Raw genomic sequence first — 18626 nt, 5'->3', positions numbered from 1 at the left:
GTAGTGCTCAGGCCGGTCCATCCGTGGCCGGGATGCGCAGTCGTGACAGGGCCGCGTCGTGCAGCACACCGTTGCTGGCCAGCGCGCTGCCGCCGCCCGGGCCGGGGGCGCCGCTGAGGTCGGTGAACCGCCCCCCGGCCTCCCGGACGATCACGTCGAGCGCGGCCAGGTCCCAGAGCGACACCTCCGGCTCGCAGGCGATGTCCACCGCGCCCTCGGCGAGCAGGCAGTAGCTCCAGAAGTCGCCGTAGGCGCGGGTGCGCCAGACCGAGCGCGTCAGGTCGAGGAAACCGTCGAGGGCGCCGCGCTCCTCCCAGCCGGACAGGCTGGAGTAGGACAGGCTCGCGTCGCCGAGGTCGGTGACCTCCGAGACCCGGCAGCGCGTGGCCGATTCCAGCCGCCGGCCGGTCCAGGCGCCGACGTCCTTGGCCGCCCACCACCGCTTGTTCAACGCCGGCGCCGACACCAGGCCCACCACCGGCTCGTCGCCGTCGAACAGGGAGATCAGGGTGGCCCAGACCGGCACGCCGCGGACGAAGTTCTTCGTGCCGTCGATCGGGTCGAGCACCCAGCGGCGCGGCCCGTGGCCCGTCGTCCCGAACTCCTCGCCCATGACGGCGTCCCGGGTCCGCGCGCGGCTCAGGGTGATCCGGAGCATCTCCTCGACGGCGCGGTCGGCGTCGGTCACCGGCGTCAGATCGGGCTTGGTGTCGACCTTGAGGTCCTGCGCCTTGAAGCGGTCCAGGCTGATCGAGTCGGCCTGATCGGCCAGCACGTGCGCCAGCCGCATGTCCTCGGAAAAGCCCCGGCCGGATGTCATGGACACCGAACCTAGCCGGGGATCAGCCGAATACCGCTGAACTGACCCCACTCGGTCCTTCGTACTCGCGGTCGTCGATCTTCCTCAGGGCTTCGAGGACCTCCTCGTCGCCCCCGTGACTCTCGGCGTGCCGGACGATGTCGTCCTTGCTCGCGGGATAGTCGATGCCCGAGAGGACCTTCTGGATGTCGACAGGGCTCACCATGACGCGGGGGTACCCGGGCGCCCGACCGGGGATGCGCCGATACCGTCGGGTCGTGGACGCCCGCACGACGGACGCGGCGACGATCGTCGGCCTGCTGGCCGACCCGACGCGGCTGCGGGTCGTCGCCGCGCTGGCCCTCGGCGCCGGAACCATCGAGGAGGTGGCCCAGGCCGCCGATCTCCCGCTCAAGGACGTCGCCCTGGCCGCCCGCCGGCTGGCCCGCGCGGGACTGGTGCAGCGCGACGGGCACGCTCTCGCCCTGCACACCGAGCGGTTCGGAGCCGCGGCCCGGGCGGCGGCCGAGGCGGCGCCGCGCCCGGAACCGCTGTCCGACGACCCGGCCGAGGACGCCGTCCTGTCGGCGTTCGTCCGCGACGGCCGGCTCGTGGCCATCCCGCCCCGGCGCAGCAAGCGGCTCGTCGTCCTGAACCACCTGGTGCGGGTGTTCGAGCCCGGCATCCGCTATCCGGAGCGGGAGGTGAAACGCGCTGCTGGCCGTGTGGCATGCCGATGTCGCCGCACTCCGCCGATATCTGGTCGATGAGGGGTTGCTGACCCGGGAGGCAGGCATCTATTGGCGCAGCGGCGGGCGGGTCGACGTATGACGGTCGCGGCCTGATGGACCGCCAGGTGTTCGCGTACTCGGGCATCCTCGAGCCGCGTCCGGGGGAGCCGGGCAACCTCCCGCTCGTCGAGTTCGCCCTGGACCTCGGCCGGACCCGCTGGCTGTGGGACGGCGCGGTGCGGCTCTGCTACCTGCCGACGGCGGTCGGCGACGACCCCCGCGCGATCGCCGTCCACGAGCAGGTCTTCGGTGACCGCGAGGACGTCGACTTCTCCGTGCTGCGGTTGTTCCCGGGCCCGAGCGTCCCCGACGTCCGCAAGCACCTGCTCCGCCAGGACGTCGTCCTGGTCGAGGACGGCAGTCTGGTCAACCTCCTCGCGGTCTGGCGGGCGCACGGGATGCAGGAGGTCCTCACCGAGTGCTGGGAGGAGGGCATCGTCCTCACCGGCTCGGGCGCGGGCAGCCAGATCTGGCACGCCGGCGGTCCGACGGGCTCCCTGTCGGATCAGCTCGAGCCGTTCGCCGACGGGCTCGGCATCCTGCCGTTCAGCAACGGGGCGCACCACGACTCGCCGAAGCGCCTGCGCGCTCCCTACCGGCGGATGGTCGCCCGCGGTGAGCTGCCGCCCGGGTACGGCACGGAGGACGGCGTCGGCCTGCACTTCGTCGGCACCGCGCTGGAGGACGTGGTGACCGTCCGCCCGTCGGCGCGGGCGTGGCACCTGCGGCCCAACGGCCGCGGCGGCTGCACGGAGAGCCCGGTGGAGACCAGATTGTTGGCATAGGCCCCTCGCAGGATCCGCCGCGAGCTTGCGAGCGGTGGGGGCGAGGGGTGTTTACCAGCCGGGGCCGACCTGACCGACCGCGCCGAGCAGCACCCGGAGTGCGGCCAGCTGTTCGGTGCGCGCGGGCGGCCCGGCGGCGGCCCAGGCGTCGAGCGCGCACTCCGGGTCGTCGGCCGTGTGGCCGCACATCGGCGGACAGTCGACCGCCGCCTCGTTGAGCTCGTCGAAGGCGGCCAGGACGTCGTCGGCGGTGACGTGGGCGAGGCCGAACGACCGGATGCCCGGGGTGTCGATCACCATGCCGCCCTGGGGCAGGTCGAACAGCACGACGGACGACGACGTGTGCCGTCCCTTGCCGATCTTGCTCACGTCGCCGGTGGCGCGGAACGCGTCGGGCACGAGCCGGTTCACCAGAGTCGACTTGCCGACACCGGACTGGCCCACGAGCACGCTGATCCGCAGTGCCAGCCGGTCGAGCAGGTCGTCCAGCGGCAGCTCCCGCGAGATCGCGACGGCGTCCAGGCCGAGCCCGGCGTACCGGTCGAGCAGCGGCTGGGGGCTCGCGAGGTCGGTCTTGGTGAGGCACAGCAGCGGCTCGAGGCCGCCCGCGTAGGCGGCGACGAGGCAGCGGTCGAGGAACCCGTACGCGGGCTCCGGGTCGGTCACCGCCGTGACGACGACCAGCAGGTCGGCGTTGGCCACCACGATCCGCTCCGTGGGGTCGGTGTCGTCGGCGGTGCGCCGCAGCGACGTCGTCCGCTCCTCGATGGTGACGATGCGGGCGAGCGAGTCCGTGCGGCCGCTGGTGTCGCCCACGATGCGCACCCGGTCGCCGACGACGACCCCGTGCTTGCCGAGCTCGCGGGCGCGCATGGAGGTCACGTCCACGGGCCCGCCGTCGGGGCCCTCGACGCGGACGGTCATGCGACCGCGGTCGACGGCGACGACCAGGCCGGGGACGGCGTCGGCGTGGGTGGGCCGGGTGCGGGTGCGGGGGCGCGAGCCCTTGCGGCCCGGTCTGACCCGGACGTCGTCCTCGTCGGAACGACTGTCGTACTTGCGGCCGCTCAGGAGACGACCCCCGCCGGCTCGCCCAGCAGCCCGTTCCAGCGCTCGACGAAGTCGGGCAGCGTCTTGGCGACGGCGCCGGGGTCGGCGGCCTGGACGCCCTCGATCGCCAGTCCCAGGACGGCGGCGGCGTGGACCATGCGGTGGTCGGCGTAGGAGTCCAGGAGCGCCGGGCGCGGGGGGCCGGGCTCGATGATCAGGCCGTCGGGCAGCTGCTCGACGCGCGCGCCGACGGCGGTCAGCACCTCGTCGAGGGCGTGCAGCCGGTCGGTCTCGTGTCCACGCAGGTGCCCGACGCCGGTGAGCCGGGACGGACCGTCGGCCAGGGCGCACAGGGCGGCCAGGACCGGGGTCAGCTCGCCCACCTCGCCCAGGTCCGCGGCCAGCGGAGTGATGGTTCCCGTGCCGGTGACCTGCAGCCCGTCCGGTGTCCGGGTCACCTCGGCCCCCATGGCGGACAGGATCCGGTCCAGCCGGCCCCCGGGCTGGGTGGTGACCTCCGGCCAGTCGCGCACGGTCACCCGACCACCGGTGACCAGCGCGGCGGCGAGGAAGGGAGCCGCGTTGGAGAGGTCGGGCTCGATGACGACGTCACGAGCGGCGATGGGGCCGGGGGCGACCCGCCAGCCGCGTCCACCGGCACTCACCTGGACGCCGTGCGCGCGCAGCGTCGTCACGGTCATCTCGACGTGCGGCGTCGACGGCATCGAGCCCGCCAGCGACAGGTCGAGGCCGTCGTCGAACCGGGCCGCCGCGAGCAGCAGCCCGGAGACGATCTGGGAGGACTCGCTCGCGTCGACCTCGACGGTCCCGCCCCGGACTCCTCCTGTTCCGTGGACGGTGAACGGCGCCTTGCCACGGCCGCCGTCCTCGATCTCCACGCCGATGCCGCGCAGGCCCGCGATCAGGCCGGCGTTGGGCCGCTCGCGGATGCGGGGGTCGCCGTCGAAGGTGACCGGGCCGGCGGCCAGCGCGGCCACCGGGGGAAGGAACCGCAGCACCGTGCCGGCCAGCCCGGCGTCGATCTCGGCCGGTCCGCGGAGCGCGTATGGCGTCACCAGCCAGTCGTCGCCGTCCCCGGTGATCCCGACTCCGAGGGCGCGCAGGCCGCCGGCCATGAGGTCGGTGTCCCGGGCCCGCAGGGGACGCACGATCCGGCTCGGGCCGTCAGCCAGCGCCGCGACGACCAGTGCTCGCGCCGTGATGGACTTGGAGCCGGGCAGGCTGACGACCGCGTCGACCGGGGTCGAGCGGTGCGGCGTCGTCCAGATCTGGCTCACGGGCTCATTCTGCCCGGAGACGCTCGCCGCACCGCTCACCACCGAGTCAGCCGGCCTGCGGCTTGTCCGCCTTCTTCGCCGGGACCGTGCGCACCAGGCGCCGGTTGGCGAACTCGAACATGGCCAGCTCCGACAGCTCGCGGCCGTAGCCGGAGCGCTTCACGCCGCCGAAGGGCAGCTCGGGGGAGGACCCGGTGGGCTGGTTGATCCACACCATGCCCGCCTCGAGCCGATCGGCCACGGACCGGGCCTGGTCGAGGTCACTGCTCATGACGGTGGCGCCGAGGCCGAAGTCGCTGTCGTTGGCCAGCGCGACCGCCTCGTCGGCGTCCTTCACCTTGTAGACGACGGCCGCGGGGCCGAACAGCTCCTCGCGGAAGGCCCGCATCTCGGGGGTGACGTCGGTGAGGATCGTCGCCTCCACGAACGCGCCCGGATGCTCCGGCCGCTTGCCACCGGCGACGACCGTCGCGCCCTTGTCGATGGCGTCCTGGATCTGCGCGTGCAGGTCCCGGGCCGCCTGCTCCGACGACAGCGGAGCCAGCGACGTCGACGGGTCAGCCGGATCACCCGGGGAGAAGGTCGAGAACGCCTGCTTGAGGCCCTCGACGAAGGGCTCGTAGAACTGCTCGGTGACGATCAGGCGCTTGGAGGCGGTGCAGGCCTGGCCGGTGTTCTGCATCCGGCCCATGGTCGCCGCCTTGACCGTGGCGCCCAGGTTCTCGGCATCGAGGACGATGAACGGGTCGCTGCCCCCGAGCTCGAGCACCGACTTCTTCAGGTACTTGCCCGCCAGCGCGCCGACGGCGCTGCCCGCGCGCTCACTGCCCGTCAGGGTCACCCCCTGGATCCGCGGGTCGGCGATCACCTGCTCGACGTCGGCGATCCGCAGGAAGGTGTTGGTGAACACACCCTCGGGCGCACCCGCGTCGGTGAACAGCTGCTCGATCGCCTCGGCGCACTGCGGAGTGATCTCGGCGTGCTTGAGGATGACGGTGTTGCCCAGCACCAGGTTCGGGCCGGCCACGCGAACCACCTGGTAGAAGGGGTAGTTCCACGGCTCGATGGCCAGCAGGACCCCGATCGGCCGGGTCTCGACGACCGCCTCGCCCTTGCCCATGAGGGGCGTGATGGACGTCGGCTCGAGGAAGCCGGGGCCGTTGTCGGCGTAGTACTTGAGGATCATCGAGCAGAGGTAGAGCTCGCCGGTCGCCTCCTCCTTGCGCTTGCCCATCTCGGTGGTGATGAGGGCGGCGAGGTCGTCGCGCCGCTCGTCCATGAGCTCGGCGGCCCGACGGACGACCGCGGCGCGCTCCTCGACGGGGCGGTTGCTCCACTCCTGGTACGCGGAGTGGGCTCGCCCGATGATCCCGTCGATCTCGGAGGTCTCGGTGAAGGGGAATTCCTTCTCCGTCTCGCCGGTGAACGGGTTGACCGTGGCGTAGCGCCGTTCGGCGCTGTCGCTGGCGGTCTTCGGTTGCTCGGTGGTGGGGCTCTGCGTCGCGGTCACGCCGGAATCCTCGTCTCTCGCTACGACAACTGTGTCGGTCAAGGCCTACCCCGCCCGGGAGAGGTCACGCACAGCGGGTCGCTGTCAGCACCCCGACCTAGAGTCGGGACGACACCCAGCACCGGGGAGGAGCGCCCATGTGCGGTCGCTACGCCGCGAGCCGTAGTCCCGACGATCTCGCGATCGAGTTCGAGGCCGTCCGCGCCGACGGCCAGAAGGCGCTGCCCGCCGACTACAACGTCGCCCCGACGAAGGACGTGTACGTCGTCCGGCACAAGAAGGAACGCGACGCCGAGGGGGCGCCCACCGGCGGTGGTCACCGGGAGCTGCGCGCGGTCCGCTGGGGGCTCGTGCCCTCCTGGGCCAAGGACGCATCCGTCGGCAACCGGATGCTCAACGCCCGCGTCGAGTCGCTCACGGACAAGCCCGCCTTCAAGAAGGCGGCCGCCTCGCGGCGCTGCCTGGTGCCGGCCGACGGCTGGTTCGAGTGGGCGAAGCGGTTGGACTCATCGACCAAGCAGCCGTACTTCATCACGCCGGAGGACGGTTCGGTGCTCGCGATGGCCGGGCTCTGGGAGGTCTGGGGGCGAGGGGAGGACCGGCTCTACACCTGCACGGTGGTGACGACGCCGGCCGTCGGAGCGCTCACCGAGATCCACGACCGCATGCCGCTGGTGCTGCCGCCCGACCGGTGGGCGGCCTGGCTCGACCCGACCCGCGAGGACGTCGAGGCGCTGGCGCAGCCGACGCCACCGGAGCTGGTCGAGACGCTGGAGCTGCGGCCGGTGAGCACCGCCGTGAACAACGTGGCCAACAACGGCCGGGAGCTGGTCGAGCGGGTCGAGTCGGTCAGCGCACCTGCCGACCAGCCGGCCCTGTTCTGATCGCTCAGGCCTGGCGCTCGCGGCCGGTGTCGAAGAACTGCCCGACGTAGGCCCTCGGCGGCAGCGCGCTGGACCGGGTCAGCGAGAAGACCTCTGCGCCGTCCCGGGGCGGGGCGTCGGCCAGGGGGTATGTCTGCGCGAAGTCGCTGAGGTAGGTGACGCCTGCGAACTCCGCGTACTCCGCCGCCTCGGCCGCGGCGCGCGCCAGTGCGTCGTCGAGGCCGGCCGCCTGCCACAGCGTGATCCGCTCCTCGTAGGCGCTGTCGGTCCCGTCCGGCTCGGAGAAGAGGGATCGGACGGCGTACCAGCGGGTGTCCTGCTCGGGGTCCACCGCACGATGATGACCGGCGCCCGGGCGGGCGCTCGACACCGCGTTCACCCTTGCCGCCGACATGGGGATACGAGACCCTGCGGGAACGTGACGGGGGACCGCCCCCGGAGCACCCGGGAGGCCCGATGGCGTGGCAAGCGGCAACCGGGCGCGCCGACCTCACCCCTGGGGTCGGGATACCGATGGGCGGCTTCGCCGTCGGCAAGGGCGCAGGCCCCCGCACGGCGACCGGTACCTACACCCCGCTCCTGGCGCGGGCCGTGGCCCTGTGGGACTCGGGTCGCCCGTACGTCGTCGTCTCCGTCGACCTCCTGGGCTGGTCCACTGCGGCCGCGAACTCGGTGCGGCAGCGCGTGACCACCGCGACCGGACTACCCGCGCCGCAGCTGATGCTCGTCGCGACGCACACGCACAACGGTCCGGCCCTGCCGGACGTCACCCATCCCTGGATCATGTACGAGCTCACCGACACGAGCTCGATCGCGGCGTACCAGCAGCGGGCCAACGACGCAGTCGTCGCGCTGGTGCAGTCCGTGCTCGCCGCCACGCGGACCTCGGTCACGCTGGACTTCGGAAGCACGACGAGCGACTTCTCCGTCAACCGGGAGGGGTTGCCCTACGTCGAGAACGACGTCCCCGTGCTCGTGGCCCGACGCAGCAACGGCCTGCCACTCGCCGTGCTCTACGGCTACGCCACCCACTCGGTGTGCGCCGGGTCGCAACTGCTCTGGGACGGCGACTACCCCTCGGCCGCATCCGGTGCCGTCGAGGGCGTCTTCCCCGGATCGGTGGCCCTGTACCTGCCGGGTGCGGAGGGGGACCAGAACCCGGTCGGCGCCCAGGGATGGGCGCTGCGGCACAGCCGCGGGGTCCAGCTGGCCGGCGCGGTCGTGAACCGGGCGGCCACTCCCGGGCGGGCGTTGACCAGCATCGCCGCGGCCCGGCTGAGCACGGCGACCCTGCCGCTGGACATCTCCCTGGACCCCGGCAACCTGGCCGTCGCCCGCTCGTTCTACCTGGCGCGCGCGGCCAGCACCGCCGTCGCGTACATCGGGCGCCACGCCCAGTGGATGGTCGACCAGATCGATGCCGGCGCGACGTTCCCGACGACCGTGTCCCTCTCGATGCAGGCGTGGCGGTTCACCTCGTCGAGTCCGCTGCGGCTGGCGTTCCTCGGTGGCGAACTGGTCTCCGGCTACGCGGCCTACTTCCGGGGCCGCTACGGCGGTGCGGCCGGCATCCGGCTGGGCGGTGACGGTGCGGGCACCATCACCTACCTCCCGTCGGACGAGCTGCTGCCGCCGATCCGCTCCGGCGGGTCGTACGCGGGCGGATGGGACCCGGACTACCCGGGCCTGCCCAGCGGTGCCATGGCCGTCTACGGACTGCCGGCTCACTTCCTCGCCGGGCCCAACGGGGTCGAGCCGGCGATCATCAACGCGGTGAACGCGCTGCTCGCCTGAGGCGAGGACCCGTCAGCGGCCGATCGCGCCCGTCGTGGCCCGGGTGAGTCGCACGAGGTCGGCCGGCGCCAGCTCGACCTGGAGGCCGCGCTTGCCGGCGCTGACCAGGACCGTGGGGAAGGCCAGCGCCGACTCGTCCACGACCGTGGGCAGCGCCTTCTTCTGGCCCAGCGGGCTGATCCCCCCGAGCACGTACCCCGTCGTCCGCTCGGCGTCCGCGGGGTCGGCCATGGCCGCCTTCTTGCCGCCGGCCGCGGCGGCCAGCGCTTTGAGGTCCAGGGTGCCGGCGACCGGGACGACGGCCACCGTGAGGGCGCCGTCGACGCGGGCCAGCAGCGTCTTGAAGACCTGGCGCGGATCCGCGCCGAGCGCAGCCACCGCAGCCTCCCCGTGGCCCTGATCGGCGGGGTGCTCCGGGTCATAGGGGTGCAGGGTGTGCGCCACCTTCGCCTTGACCAGCACCGCTACCGCCGGAGTCGCCGCCACGGCGTCGCACACTAGCGACAGTCACCGGCGATCTGGCGCGCCCGGGAATGCCGGCCGACCGCCCCTCGGTTGGACCGGCCGTGAGCAGCACCGTCTCCACCGCCCGCCAGCGGCCCGCGCACCGACGGCCCCCCGGCCGTCCCGATGCCGCGCGGCTAGGATCGACCGACGTGGTGCCCCGCGTCAGGGGGGACCGGAGAGGACGGTCGGTGCCCGAGCAGACCGCGGACGAGACGCCCGAGACCAGCGCCGCGAGCGCCCCCATCGGCGCGCCGGTGGACGTTCCCGAAGCGCGCGAGGGCGGCAGCCGCACGGAGGTCGCCGAGACCCGCGCCGAGCGGGACGCGCGCTTCGAGCGGGACGCGTTGCCCTTCCTCGACCAGCTCTACCCGGCGGCCCTGCGGATGACCCGCAACCCGGCCGACGCCGAGGACCTGGTGCAGGAGACCTTCGTGAAGGCCTACTCCGCCTTCCACCAGTTCGCCGAGGGCACCAACCTCAAGGCGTGGCTGTACCGGATCCTGACCAACACCTACATCAACAGCTACCGCAAGAAGCAGCGACAGCCGCAGCAGTACCCCACCGAGCAGGTGCAGGACTGGCAGCTCTACGCCGCCGAGGAGCACAGCTCCAGCGGTCTGCGCTCGGCGGAGATCGAGGCGCTGGACCACCTGCCGGACACCGACATCAAGGAGGCCCTCCAGCAGCTGCCGGAGGACTTCCGCCTGGCGGTGTACCTGGCGGACGTCGAGGGCTTCGCCTACAAGGAGATCGCCGAGATCATGGGCACGCCCATCGGCACGGTGATGTCCCGGCTGCACCGCGGCCGGCGGGGGCTGCAGAAGCTGCTGGCGGACTACGCCCGGGAGCGCGGCTTCGTCCGCGCCGGAGCCGGTGAGGAGGCGAGCCAGTCATGAGCACCGATGCTCCGGGCGCCGGCGAGCCGATCGAGATCCACTCCTGCGACGACGTCCTGTCGCACGTGTTCGAGTTCCTCGACCACGAGACCGGCGACGAGCGGCGCGCGGTGATCGCCGAGCACCTCGAGGACTGCTCCTCCTGCCTGCGGGAGTTCGGCATCGAGCAGGAGTTCAAGGCGCTGGTCCGCCGTCGCTGCGGCGGGGACGCCCCGCCTGCCGGCCTCCGGGAGCGGATCAAGATCCAGCTCACCAGCGTCTCCTTCGAGGAGGACGGGACCCAGGTCAGCGTCGAGCGGATCTCCGCCGAGCGTGACACCCCCGCTTCCTAGCCGCCCAGGCACGACAAGAGCCCCGTCCCGCCGTAGCGGTGCGGGGCTCTTGTCGTTCGGCCTCAGGCGTTGGGCCGCTTGCCGTGGTTGGCGCCGTTCTTCTTGCGAGAGCGACGCTTGCGTCCGCGCTTGGACATCGCTGCCCTCCTCTCGACGTACCGATGGACTCATCACCCGACCGTGGCCTCGCGGACGCCGAACGCGGCGCACGTAATGTGCGCGGCGTCGCCGGGACCGCCAAGCTGACCCGGTAAGCCTCTCACGGGGCGCACCGCTCCTCCGCGCAGTGTCGGGGAAGCGGGGACGGGGGACGCAGGAGGAACGCGCGTGGCGAACATGGGGATCGAGAGCGTTCTCGTGGCCGGTCGGGGACCCGCGGCCTGCGCAGTGATCGCAGGATGCACCCGGCTGGGGGTCAAGGCGGTCGCCGTGCACTCGGAGGCCGAGCGGTCGGCCCGGCACGTCCGGCTGGCCGACGACGCGGTGCTGCTGGGCCCGGCTCCGGCGAGTGAGTCCTACCTGGCCGTCGACCGGATCGTGGAGGCCGCCCGCCGCAGCGGCGTCGCTGCCGTCCTGCCGGTCCCGCCGGCCCTGGCCGGAAACGCCCGGCTCGCCGCGTCGGTGACGGCCGCCGGGCTCACCTGGGTCGGGCCGGACGCCGAGGTGCTGGAGCGGCTCGGCGGCGACGGGGTCGAGCCGGCCAGCGAGCGCGGCTTCCTCGCCTGGGTCGACGCCGACGGCCTGCACTTCACCACCGCCGTCACCCGCGACCGAGCGGCCGGGATCGCCCGGGTGTCCTGGACCCCGCAGGACCCGGTGGAGCTGCCGGCGACCGCGCGGCGGCTGGCCGAGGTGGGCTGGCGCGGGCTGGTCACCGTGGGCATCGCCCCGGACGGCGATCTCGCGGAGGTGGCTGCCGGGTTCTCCCTCGACCTCGCCGTGCTGGAACGCGCGCACGGAGTGGACGCGGTCGAGCTGGCCCTGCGCAGCGCGACCGGTCAGGGCGGTGAGGCGCCGACCGGTACGCCGGCGCGCGCCGCCGTCGTGGTCCAGCTGCGGGCGGGACTTCCGCCGGGGACGCCGGGCACGGTCACCGGCCGGCTGCCCGGCACCGCGCCCCTGCCGCCTCAGGACGACGACGTCGACGTGGTAGCGGTCAGCGGGTATGCGCCGGGCGACCGGCTCGACGGCTGGTACGACGCGCTCCTGGCCACCGTCAGCGCGTCCGGGCCGGACACCGCCACGGCCGCCCGGGCCGCGTCACGGGTCCTGTCCGGCCTGGACGGCGTGGGCGTGCCGCACGACGGCGAGGAGGTCTGCGCCGTCCTGGGCCGGCTGGCCGACGGGAGCAGGGTCTCCCCGCGCTGAGCGCCGTGCTTGGATGACCGTCCCGGGGATCGGCGGAGCGCGGAGGAGGTCCGGTGGCGGTCGAGGAGATCTCGGCGGAGATGGTCTCCAGTGTCTGGAAGGTCCTCGTCGAACCGGGTGCCCGCGTGGCCGCCGGCGACACGCTGGTGATCCTCGAGTCGATGAAGATGGAGATCCCGGTGCTCACCGAGCGCGCCGGCACCGTCCAGGACCTGCACGTGGTCGAGGGCGAGGTGCTCCAGGAGGGCGACCTCATCGCGACCGTGCTTTCGTGAGCCCCCTTCAGGGGCCCGTCCCGAGCGTGCGAGGGGCGGGGGCAAGGGCATTGTGTCCGAGTTACAGGTCCCGCGCGTAGACCAGCAGATCGGTGCCGGGCAGCGGTGACCAGTCGCGCTCCGGCAGCCGGCTGAACCCCAGCCGCTCGTAGAGCCGGTGGGCAGTGGTCATCCGTGGGTCGGTCGAGATGACCATCCGACGCTTGCCCGCCGCCCGCGCACGATCCAGGCAGGCGCTCACGAGCAGGCGTCCGACCCCCTGGCCCCGGGCCGCGGGATCGACGACCAGCATGCGGAAGGCCGCCTCCTCGTCGGAGGTGGTGATCTCCCCGAAGTCGCCGGTCAGGACCAGTGCGACGCTGCCGACGACCCGTCCCGTGACGTCGCGGACGACCAGGAGCTCCGATCGCGCGGCGCGACCGGCGACATCGGCGAGCTGGGGGGTGTAGCCCTCCGACGCCAGCTGACCGTCGACGTACACCCCGACGGTCAGGGCGGCGATGCGGTCGTGGTCCTCCGGCCGGGCACGCTCGACGGAGAGGGCGCTCTGGACCATGCGGCGACTGTATGCGGGCCGCTCTCTAGGCTCGGCGGCACCATGACCAGCCTCTCGGAGCGCCTGACCCGCGGGTCGGCGTCCAGCCCCTCGCAGGTCGACCACGCCCGCCGGCTCGTGGCCGACTGGCAGCTGCTCGCCGACCTGGCCTTCGCCGACCTCACCCTCTGGGTGCCGCTGCCCGACGGCGCCTGGTGGTGCGTCGCGCAGGTGCGCCCCCTGACCGCGCCCACGAGCCGGCCGGAGGATCTGGTCGGCACGGAGGTGGCGGGGCCGGTTGCCGAGCCGTTCGTCGTGGCCCACCGGGAGCGGCGGCCGGTCACCGAGGGAGAGCCCGACTGGTCCGGGCCGGCGCCGCGGCGGCGTGAGGTCATCCCCGTCGGTCACGACGGCGTCGTGGTCGCGGTGCTGGCCAAGGACACGAATCTGGCGGTCACCCGGTCGCCGTCCACACTCGAACTGACCTACCTCGACATCGCCGCCGACCTCTGCCTGATGGTCTCGGCCGGTACCTTCCCGCCGGAGAAGCCGCAGGACGCCGAGATGAGCCCGCGGGTCGGGGACGGGCTGGTCCGGCTGGACGGTTCGGGCCGGGTCACCTACGCCAGCCCGAACGCGCTGTCGGCCTACCGCCGGCTGGGGGTGGACCGTGACCTGGCCGGCGCCGAGCTGGCGCCGCTCACCCGATCCGCCGCCGCCGACCGGGTCGCGGGGGAGGCGGCAGCGGCGGGCATCTCGGCCGCGGTGAGCGGGCGGTTCCCCGACGCCATCGACGTCGAGGGGCACTCGGCCACGATGCTGGTGCGTGCACTCCCGCTGCACGCGCCGGGAGGGGAGGCGGGTGCGCTGGTGCTGGTCCGCGACGTCACCGACGTCCGACGGCGGGACCGGGCTCTGCTCACCAAGGACGCCACCATCCGGGAGATCCACCACCGGGTGAAGAACAACCTGCAGACCGTCGCCGCGCTGCTGCGGCTGCAGGCCCGGCGGATGACCGAGCCGGCGGCCCGCGCAGCCCTCGAGGAGTCGGTGCGACGGGTGTCGTCCATCGCGGTCGTGCACGAGACCCTGGCCGGGAGCCGGGAGGACGTCGTCGACGTGGACGACGTCCTGGACCAGGTGCTGCCCATGCTGGGTGACCTGGCCTCGATCGGGCCGGCGGCGCGGACGCGGCGCATCGGCACGTTCGGCGAGCTGCCTGCGGCGGTGGCCACCCCGCTGGTGCTGGCGGTCACCGAGCTGCTGCACAACGCGGCCGAGCACGCCTTCGCCGACGGCGAGCCCGGGACGATCGAGCTGGTGGCCGAGCGCGCGGGCACCGACCTCGTCGTCCGCGTGCGGGACAACGGCCGCGGCCTGCCGGCCCAGTTCGACCTGTCCTCCAGCGAGGGGCTGGGGCTGCAGATCGTGCGGACGCTCGTCACCAGCGAGCTGGGCGGCAGCCTGTCGATGGGGGAGCCCGCGGACCGCGCGGGCACGGAGGTCGTGCTGGTGCTCCCGGGGGCGGGGCGTCCGCGGCGCTGAGCGCGCGGCCGCTGAACGGCGCCGAGGCCGGCCCGGGAGTCCCGGACCGGCCTCGAGGCGGTCGTTGCGGTGGTGCTGGTCGTCCGGTGGTGCTGTCAGGCGGTGTGCACCCGGGTACGAGCCTGGCGACGCTTCAGTGCGCGCCGCTCGTCCTCGGAGAGGCCACCCCAGACGCCGGAGTCCTGGCCTGAGCGGAGAGCCCAGTCCAGGCACGACTGCACCACGGGGCAGCGACCGCAGACGGCCTTCGCCTGCTCGATCTGCACCACTGCCGGGCCGGTCGTCCCGATCGGGAAGAACAGCTCGGGGTCCTCGTCCCGGCAGAGCGCGCGGTGGCGCCAGTCCATGGCGGTGTTCTCCTCGGTGTCGTCTTTCGGTTTCGGTACTTCAGTCGCCGGCCTCGACCGCAGTGCAGGGCCGACACCGGTTGCCCAGCGCTGGTGGCTCAGCGACTACTTGCTTCTTGTTACCGGCAAGTTGCGTTCTTCTCGTGATGTTTTCACGTAGAGGACGTCTGTCAAGCGAATGGAGGCCGCCGGTTGACCCCGCGTGAGCAACCTCACCACGCTCGTGCTAGGCCCGCCACTCGACGGCGGTCCGCCTGCAGGGGCCCGCCGCGAGCCTGCGAGCGGTGGGGGGCAGGGGGTCCTTCTTCAGGCGATCACGCGCAGCGCTGCCGGCACGTGACGAAGACGCAGGCCGGTGGCGGTGCCGAGGTGGTCGCCGTCGAGCTGCCAGCCCTGGGGACGCGTGGCCACGAGCGACAGCTCCTCCAGGTCGTGCCGGCGGTGTACGCCGCGACCGCGGGGCGCCGGCGTCCGGGCCAGCGTCTGGCGCAGCGTGCGCAGCATCCGCAGCGGGCCCATGCCGCTCATCGCGAACACGTCGAGCCCCGCGTCGAAGGAGGCCTCGGGGGACGGGTTCACCGGCCGGGCGCCCAGGTACGTCCAGGGGCTCACGTTGGAGACCAGGCACAGGAACAGGTCGTCGACGGGCGCCTCGCCCGGCAGCTCCAGCCTGAGGGCCGGACGACGGCGTTCCCGGCCGAGCAGGAACGCGGCGGTGGCCTCGCGGACGTAGAGGGAGCCGGTGGACCGCCGTCCCTCGGCCCGCTGGGCCTCCACCCGCGCGATCACCTCCGCGTCGAAGCCGAGACCGGCGGCGAAGACGAACCAGCGGGGATCACTCCAGCCGCCGGCGCTCGCGTCCGCCGTGCCGGAGGCCTGTGCGGTGCCCAGGGAGACCAGGCGGGTGCGGCCGGCCCGCACGGAGGCGAGGATCTCCGCCGTCGCCTCCACCGGGTCCCGCGAGCGGCCCAGCGCCCGGGAGAACACGTTGGTCGAACCACCCGGGACGACGGCGAGCATCGGCAGGTGCGGCGACGGGCCGCGCTCCAGCAGCCCGTTGACCACCTCGTTCACCGTGCCGTCACCGCCCACCGCGACGACGAGGTCGATGCCTTCCGCAGCGGCCTGGGCGCCCAGCTCGCGGGCGTGGCCACGGTGCTCGGTCTCGGCGACGTCGACCTTGAGCTCGCTGGCGAGGGCGCCGACCAGCACGTCGCGCATCTTGGCGGTGGTGCTGGTGGCCGCAGGGTTGACCACCACGAGCGCGCGCATGGACTCCAGGCTAACCAGGGGGGACCGTCTTTCCGGGGAAGAGCGTGCTTCCGGCACCCGGGCCCCGCGTAATCTCGGGTTCATGACCGAGCCCGCGGGTGTGCCGCCGCAGCCGCCCCGCCGGCGCTCCGAGCGCCTGCTGGGAGGCGCGGCCGAGCCGTCCGCCCCCCGTCCCGATCGCCCCCGAACCGAGGCTCCGCGGATGCTGCGCTGGGCCGCGGTGGTCGTCGGCATCGAGGCGGCAGCGCTGGCCGTCGTGGCGCTGTGGCTGCTCTACCTGGTGATCACGAGCACCGCGGCGAGCGTCGGGGCGGCCCTCGGGGAGGTCGTCTTCGTCGCCGCCGGCTCGGCGGTGCTGGCCGCGGCCGGGCTCGGGCTGTGGCGGGTCGCCGGCTGGGCCCGCGGGCCGGTCGTCGTCCTCCAGCTGCTGCTCGCGGCACTGGCGTACACGACGGCGTTCGACGCCGGCCGGCCCGCGATCGGGCTGCCGGTGCTCCTGCTCGTGGCCGCCGAGCTCTACCTCCTGGCGACGCCCGAGGCGCGGCTGGCCTATCTGGAGCGCTGACCCGGGTTCAGACCAGTTCGATGACGTCGGCGATCGAGTCGAGGATCCGGCTCGGGCGGAACGGGAACCGCGCGACGTCGGCCGCCTGGGTCGAACCCGACAGCACCAGCACCGTCTCCAGCCCGGCCTCGATCCCCGCGACGACGTCGGTGTCCATCCGGTCGCCGACCATGATCGTGGACTCCGAGTGCGCCTCGATCCGGTTCATCGCGCTGCGGAACATCATCGGGTTGGGCTTGCCTACGAAGTACGGGTCGGCCCCCGTGGCGCGGGTGATCATCGCGGCGACGGAGCCGGTGGCCGGAAGCGGCCCCTCCGGGGAGGGGCCGGTGACGTCGGGGTTGGTGGCGATGAACCGCGCGCCGTTCCCGATCAGCCGGATGGCACGCGTGATCGCCTCGAAGGAGTACGTGCGGGTCTCCCCGAGGACGACGTAGTCGGGGTCGGTGTCGGTGAGCGTGTAGCCGACCTCGTGCAGCGCGGTCGTCATGCCGGCCTCACCGATGACGTACGCCGAGCCGCCGGGCAGCTGGGTCGCGAGGAAGTCCGCGGTGGCCAGCGCGGACGTCCAGATCGATTCCTCCGGCACGTGCAGCCCGGCGCGGACCAGCCGGGCGGCGAGGTCGCGGGGCGTGAAGATCGAGTTGTTGGTGAGCACGAGGAAGCGGCGATCGCGCGCGACGAGCCGCTCGAGGAACTCCGCGGCGCCGGGAAGTGCCTTCTCCTCGTGCACCAGCACGCCGTCCATGTCGGTGAGCCAGCACTCGATGGGTCCGCGTTCGGTGGTCATCGGTCGCTCCGGGGTTCGGCGAAGTCGGTCAGGGCGCCGTCGGTGAGACGGAAGACGGTCCAGCCGTCCATGGGAACGGCGCCGGCGGCCTTGTAGAAGTCGATCGACGGGGTGTTCCAGTCGAGCACCGACCACTCCAGCCGCGAGTAGCCGCGCGCGACGCAGACGGCGGCCAGCGTGCGCAGCAGCTCCCGGCCCAGCCCCGTGCCGCGGTGGGCGGGGGAGACGTAGAGGTCCTCGAGGTAGATGCCGTGGGTGCCGCGCCAGGTGGAGAAGTTCAGGAACCACAGGGCCATGCCGACGACCTGGCCCTCGTGTTCGGCGACATGGCCGAACAGGGCGGGAGAGTCACCGAACAGGGCGGCCGTGAGCTGCTCCTCGGTCAGCCGCGCCTCGTGCAGCGCCTGCTCGTAGTCGGCCAGCTCGCGGACCAGCGCGACGACGGCCGGGACGTCGGCGGGCCGAAGGGGCCGGACCGTCACGAGAGGACCTCCTTGAGCTTGGCGGGCAGGAACCGGGCGAGCGGGGCGACGATCGGGAGCAGGAGCGGCGCGAGCAGGTAGCCGTAGGCGAGCGCGACGCCCGTGACGGTCGGTATCAGTACGAAGCCGACGACCAGCACGATCGCGAGGGCGATCAGCCCGTACGGGCGGCCGCTCTTCGGGCTGACCAGTGACCGGAACGACCGGAAGCGGACGTTGCTCACCATCAGCAGGGCCGGGACGACGATGACCAGCAGCACCCACAGCCGGTCGCGGCCCTGCATCTGGGCGCCGAACGCGAAGACCGACGCCAGGACGACGCCCGCCGCGCCGGGGCTGGGCAGGCCGGTGAAGTAGCGCTTGTCGGCCGTCGGGTCGACCGTCGTGTTGAAGCGGGCCAGCCGGATCGCCGCGCAGGCCAGCCAGATGAAGCAGGCGATCCAGCCCAGGGGGTCCCACTCGTCGCGCCCCTGGGAGAACAGGGTGAACGCCAGCAACGCCGGCGCCAGCCCGAAGGACACCAGGTCGGCGAGGGAGTCGAACTGCAGGCCGAACGGGGTGATCGCGCCGACCAGCCGCGCGACCGCGCCGTCGGTGATGTCGAAGATGATCGAGAACCCGATCAGGACGGCGGCCAGCCGGTACTCCCCGCGGATCGACAGCAGGATCGCGAAGAAGCCGCAGAACATGTTGGCGAGCGTGAACAGACTGGGCAGGAACGCGAGCGCCCGGCGTCGGGTGCCGCGCACCGAACCGCGCACGAACGGCACGGTGCGGGAGCGCCTGGTCGCTGGCATCGGT

Annotated in this window: 25 protein-coding genes; 11 read left to right on the top strand and 14 right to left on the bottom strand. The window is 73.1% G+C overall.

The features are described 5' to 3' along the window. Nucleotides 1-7: 7 nt before the first annotated feature. Nucleotides 8-820, bottom strand: coding sequence for a histidinol-phosphatase (hisN, locus tag AC2H4J_RS14885; protein ID WP_487465649.1), 813 nt, complete (start codon nt 818-820; stop codon nt 8-10). Between the two features lie 22 nt (nt 821-842). Next, the gene (locus tag AC2H4J_RS14880; RefSeq protein ID WP_487465648.1) at nt 843-1025 is read right to left on the bottom strand and encodes a DUF2795 domain-containing protein; all 183 of its coding nucleotides are present in this window, start codon (nt 1023-1025) and stop codon (nt 843-845) included. 52 nt (nt 1026-1077) lie between these two features. Here AC2H4J_RS14880 and AC2H4J_RS14875 point away from each other — a divergent pair, with 52 nt between their 5' ends. Genes AC2H4J_RS14875 through AC2H4J_RS14865 form a run of 3 tightly spaced genes read left to right on the top strand, consistent with a single transcriptional unit; the run spans nt 1078 to nt 2375 of the window. Next, on the top strand, nt 1078-1569 hold the full coding sequence (locus tag AC2H4J_RS14875) for a DUF2087 domain-containing protein (protein ID WP_487465647.1): 492 nt from the start codon (nt 1078-1080) through the stop codon (nt 1567-1569). After that, the gene (locus AC2H4J_RS14870; RefSeq protein WP_487465646.1) at nt 1523-1630 is read left to right on the top strand and encodes a DUF2087 domain-containing protein; all 108 of its coding nucleotides are present in this window, start codon (nt 1523-1525) and stop codon (nt 1628-1630) included. Before AC2H4J_RS14875 ends, AC2H4J_RS14870 begins: the two co-directional genes overlap by 47 nt. 13 nt (nt 1631-1643) lie before the next feature. Next, nucleotides 1644-2375, top strand: a complete 732-nt coding sequence (locus AC2H4J_RS14865; RefSeq protein WP_487465645.1) for a Type 1 glutamine amidotransferase-like domain-containing protein — start codon at nt 1644-1646, stop codon at nt 2373-2375. Between the two features lie 51 nt (nt 2376-2426). Here AC2H4J_RS14865 and rsgA read toward each other — a convergent pair whose 3' ends face one another. From rsgA to AC2H4J_RS14850, 3 genes are all read right to left on the bottom strand, one after another. Beyond that, nucleotides 2427-3299, bottom strand: a complete 873-nt coding sequence (gene rsgA / locus AC2H4J_RS14860) for a ribosome small subunit-dependent GTPase A (RefSeq protein WP_487465644.1) — start codon at nt 3297-3299, stop codon at nt 2427-2429. Between the two features lie 143 nt (nt 3300-3442). Continuing rightward, nucleotides 3443-4723 carry a 3-phosphoshikimate 1-carboxyvinyltransferase gene (gene aroA, locus AC2H4J_RS14855; RefSeq protein WP_487465643.1) on the bottom strand — a complete coding sequence of 427 codons (1281 nt, stop codon included), beginning with the start codon at nt 4721-4723 and terminating at the stop codon, nt 3443-3445. Nucleotides 4724-4769: 46 nt separating this feature from the next. Next, nucleotides 4770-6233 (bottom strand): NAD-dependent succinate-semialdehyde dehydrogenase, encoded by a 1464-nt coding sequence (locus AC2H4J_RS14850; RefSeq protein WP_487465642.1) that lies wholly within the window; start codon nt 6231-6233, stop codon nt 4770-4772. Between the two features lie 137 nt (nt 6234-6370). Between AC2H4J_RS14850 and AC2H4J_RS14845 the strand changes: the two genes are divergently transcribed. Beyond that, nucleotides 6371-7117, top strand: a complete 747-nt coding sequence (locus tag AC2H4J_RS14845; RefSeq protein ID WP_487465641.1) for an SOS response-associated peptidase — start codon at nt 6371-6373, stop codon at nt 7115-7117. A gap of 4 nt (nt 7118-7121) precedes the next feature. Here AC2H4J_RS14845 and AC2H4J_RS14840 read toward each other — a convergent pair whose 3' ends face one another. Continuing rightward, nucleotides 7122-7448 carry a hypothetical protein gene (locus AC2H4J_RS14840; RefSeq protein ID WP_487465640.1) on the bottom strand — a complete coding sequence of 109 codons (327 nt, stop codon included), beginning with the start codon at nt 7446-7448 and terminating at the stop codon, nt 7122-7124. A 125-nt stretch (nt 7449-7573) separates the two neighbouring features. On the opposite strand from AC2H4J_RS14840, the gene AC2H4J_RS14835 reads away from it, so the two are divergent. Then, a complete protein-coding gene (locus AC2H4J_RS14835) occupies nt 7574-8911 on the top strand; it encodes a hypothetical protein (protein ID WP_487465639.1) in 1338 nt (445 codons plus the stop codon). A 12-nt stretch (nt 8912-8923) separates the two neighbouring features. Here the strand turns inward: AC2H4J_RS14835 and ybaK are convergent, their stop codons facing one another. Then, complete coding sequence (gene ybaK / locus AC2H4J_RS14830; RefSeq protein ID WP_487465638.1) at nt 8924-9397, bottom strand: Cys-tRNA(Pro) deacylase; 474 nt, start codon at nt 9395-9397, stop codon at nt 8924-8926. Between the two features lie 209 nt (nt 9398-9606). Here ybaK and AC2H4J_RS14825 point away from each other — a divergent pair, with 209 nt between their 5' ends. Beyond that, nucleotides 9607-10314 (top strand): sigma-70 family RNA polymerase sigma factor, encoded by a 708-nt coding sequence (locus tag AC2H4J_RS14825; RefSeq protein WP_487465637.1) that lies wholly within the window; start codon nt 9607-9609, stop codon nt 10312-10314. Then, on the top strand, nt 10311-10646 hold the full coding sequence (gene rsrA, locus AC2H4J_RS14820; protein WP_487465636.1) for a mycothiol system anti-sigma-R factor: 336 nt from the start codon (nt 10311-10313) through the stop codon (nt 10644-10646). The genes AC2H4J_RS14825 and rsrA overlap by 4 nt, the downstream gene beginning before the upstream one ends. A 62-nt stretch (nt 10647-10708) precedes the next feature. Here rsrA and AC2H4J_RS14815 read toward each other — a convergent pair whose 3' ends face one another. After that, the gene (locus tag AC2H4J_RS14815) at nt 10709-10783 is read right to left on the bottom strand and encodes a 50S ribosomal protein bL37 (RefSeq protein ID WP_407643698.1); all 75 of its coding nucleotides are present in this window, start codon (nt 10781-10783) and stop codon (nt 10709-10711) included. 199 nt (nt 10784-10982) lie between these two features. On the opposite strand from AC2H4J_RS14815, the gene AC2H4J_RS14810 reads away from it, so the two are divergent. Beyond that, nucleotides 10983-12014: a biotin carboxylase N-terminal domain-containing protein gene (locus AC2H4J_RS14810; protein ID WP_487465825.1), complete on the top strand. Its 1032-nt coding sequence runs from the start codon at nt 10983-10985 to the stop codon at nt 12012-12014. A 53-nt stretch (nt 12015-12067) separates the two neighbouring features. Beyond that, nucleotides 12068-12289 (top strand): biotin/lipoyl-binding carrier protein, encoded by a 222-nt coding sequence (locus AC2H4J_RS14805; protein WP_487465635.1) that lies wholly within the window; start codon nt 12068-12070, stop codon nt 12287-12289. 61 nt (nt 12290-12350) lie between these two features. Here AC2H4J_RS14805 and AC2H4J_RS14800 read toward each other — a convergent pair whose 3' ends face one another. Next, nucleotides 12351-12845, bottom strand: a complete 495-nt coding sequence (locus AC2H4J_RS14800) for a GNAT family N-acetyltransferase (protein ID WP_487465634.1) — start codon at nt 12843-12845, stop codon at nt 12351-12353. Between the two features lie 42 nt (nt 12846-12887). Between AC2H4J_RS14800 and AC2H4J_RS14795 the strand changes: the two genes are divergently transcribed. Next, entirely contained in the window at nt 12888-14369 is a 1482-nt protein-coding gene (locus tag AC2H4J_RS14795) for a sensor histidine kinase (protein WP_487465633.1), read from the top strand. A 95-nt stretch (nt 14370-14464) separates the two neighbouring features. On the opposite strand, the gene AC2H4J_RS14790 is transcribed toward AC2H4J_RS14795, so the two are convergent. Next, nucleotides 14465-14716 (bottom strand): WhiB family transcriptional regulator, encoded by a 252-nt coding sequence (locus AC2H4J_RS14790; protein ID WP_487465632.1) that lies wholly within the window; start codon nt 14714-14716, stop codon nt 14465-14467. 306 nt (nt 14717-15022) lie between these two features. After that, nucleotides 15023-15988 (bottom strand): diacylglycerol/lipid kinase family protein, encoded by a 966-nt coding sequence (locus AC2H4J_RS14785; RefSeq protein ID WP_487465631.1) that lies wholly within the window; start codon nt 15986-15988, stop codon nt 15023-15025. Between the two features lie 82 nt (nt 15989-16070). On the opposite strand from AC2H4J_RS14785, the gene AC2H4J_RS14780 reads away from it, so the two are divergent. Continuing rightward, on the top strand, nt 16071-16553 hold the full coding sequence (locus AC2H4J_RS14780; protein WP_487465630.1) for a hypothetical protein: 483 nt from the start codon (nt 16071-16073) through the stop codon (nt 16551-16553). Nucleotides 16554-16560: 7 nt separating this feature from the next. On the opposite strand, the gene AC2H4J_RS14775 is transcribed toward AC2H4J_RS14780, so the two are convergent. Genes AC2H4J_RS14775 through pssA form a run of 3 tightly spaced genes read right to left on the bottom strand, consistent with a single transcriptional unit; the run spans nt 16561 to nt 18622 of the window. Beyond that, nucleotides 16561-17343 carry an HAD-IIA family hydrolase gene (locus tag AC2H4J_RS14775; RefSeq protein WP_487465629.1) on the bottom strand — a complete coding sequence of 261 codons (783 nt, stop codon included), beginning with the start codon at nt 17341-17343 and terminating at the stop codon, nt 16561-16563. Next, the gene (locus AC2H4J_RS14770) at nt 17340-17825 is read right to left on the bottom strand and encodes an N-acetyltransferase family protein (protein ID WP_487465628.1); all 486 of its coding nucleotides are present in this window, start codon (nt 17823-17825) and stop codon (nt 17340-17342) included. The genes AC2H4J_RS14775 and AC2H4J_RS14770 overlap by 4 nt, the downstream gene beginning before the upstream one ends. After that, nucleotides 17822-18622: a CDP-diacylglycerol--serine O-phosphatidyltransferase gene (gene pssA, locus AC2H4J_RS14765; RefSeq protein ID WP_487465627.1), complete on the bottom strand. Its 801-nt coding sequence runs from the start codon at nt 18620-18622 to the stop codon at nt 17822-17824. Before pssA ends, AC2H4J_RS14770 begins: the two co-directional genes overlap by 4 nt. Nucleotides 18623-18626: the final 4 nt, after the last annotated feature.

It is taken from the genome of Blastococcus sp. OS1-29 (genome assembly GCF_057628075.1).
This window is presented reverse-complemented; position numbering and strand designations above follow the sequence as displayed.

Excerpts from the sequence above, each read along its gene's own strand:
- AC2H4J_RS14795 (WP_487465633.1), top strand. The coding sequence starts at position 12,888 with ATGACCAGCCTCTCGGAGCGCCTGACCCGCGGGTCGGCGTCCAGCCCC.
- AC2H4J_RS14880 (WP_487465648.1), bottom strand. The coding sequence starts at position 1,025 with ATGGTGAGCCCTGTCGACATCCAGAAGGTCCTCTCGGGCATCGACTAT.
- AC2H4J_RS14845 (WP_487465641.1), top strand. The coding sequence starts at position 6,371 with ATGTGCGGTCGCTACGCCGCGAGCCGTAGTCCCGACGATCTCGCGATC.
- AC2H4J_RS14785 (WP_487465631.1), bottom strand. The coding sequence starts at position 15,988 with ATGCGCGCGCTCGTGGTGGTCAACCCTGCGGCCACCAGCACCACCGCC.
- rsrA (WP_487465636.1), top strand. The coding sequence starts at position 10,311 with ATGAGCACCGATGCTCCGGGCGCCGGCGAGCCGATCGAGATCCACTCC.
- AC2H4J_RS14835 (WP_487465639.1), top strand. The coding sequence starts at position 7,574 with ATGGCGTGGCAAGCGGCAACCGGGCGCGCCGACCTCACCCCTGGGGTC.
- AC2H4J_RS14780 (WP_487465630.1), top strand. The coding sequence starts at position 16,071 with ATGACCGAGCCCGCGGGTGTGCCGCCGCAGCCGCCCCGCCGGCGCTCC.
- AC2H4J_RS14865 (WP_487465645.1), top strand. The coding sequence starts at position 1,644 with ATGGACCGCCAGGTGTTCGCGTACTCGGGCATCCTCGAGCCGCGTCCG.
- AC2H4J_RS14790 (WP_487465632.1), bottom strand. The coding sequence starts at position 14,716 with ATGGACTGGCGCCACCGCGCGCTCTGCCGGGACGAGGACCCCGAGCTG.
- rsgA (WP_487465644.1), bottom strand. The coding sequence starts at position 3,299 with ATGACCGTCCGCGTCGAGGGCCCCGACGGCGGGCCCGTGGACGTGACC.
- AC2H4J_RS14810 (WP_487465825.1), top strand. The coding sequence starts at position 10,983 with ATGGGGATCGAGAGCGTTCTCGTGGCCGGTCGGGGACCCGCGGCCTGC.
- pssA (WP_487465627.1), bottom strand. The coding sequence starts at position 18,622 with ATGCCAGCGACCAGGCGCTCCCGCACCGTGCCGTTCGTGCGCGGTTCG.
- AC2H4J_RS14800 (WP_487465634.1), bottom strand. The coding sequence starts at position 12,845 with ATGGTCCAGAGCGCCCTCTCCGTCGAGCGTGCCCGGCCGGAGGACCAC.
- AC2H4J_RS14775 (WP_487465629.1), bottom strand. The coding sequence starts at position 17,343 with ATGACCACCGAACGCGGACCCATCGAGTGCTGGCTCACCGACATGGAC.
- hisN (WP_487465649.1), bottom strand. The coding sequence starts at position 820 with ATGACATCCGGCCGGGGCTTTTCCGAGGACATGCGGCTGGCGCACGTG.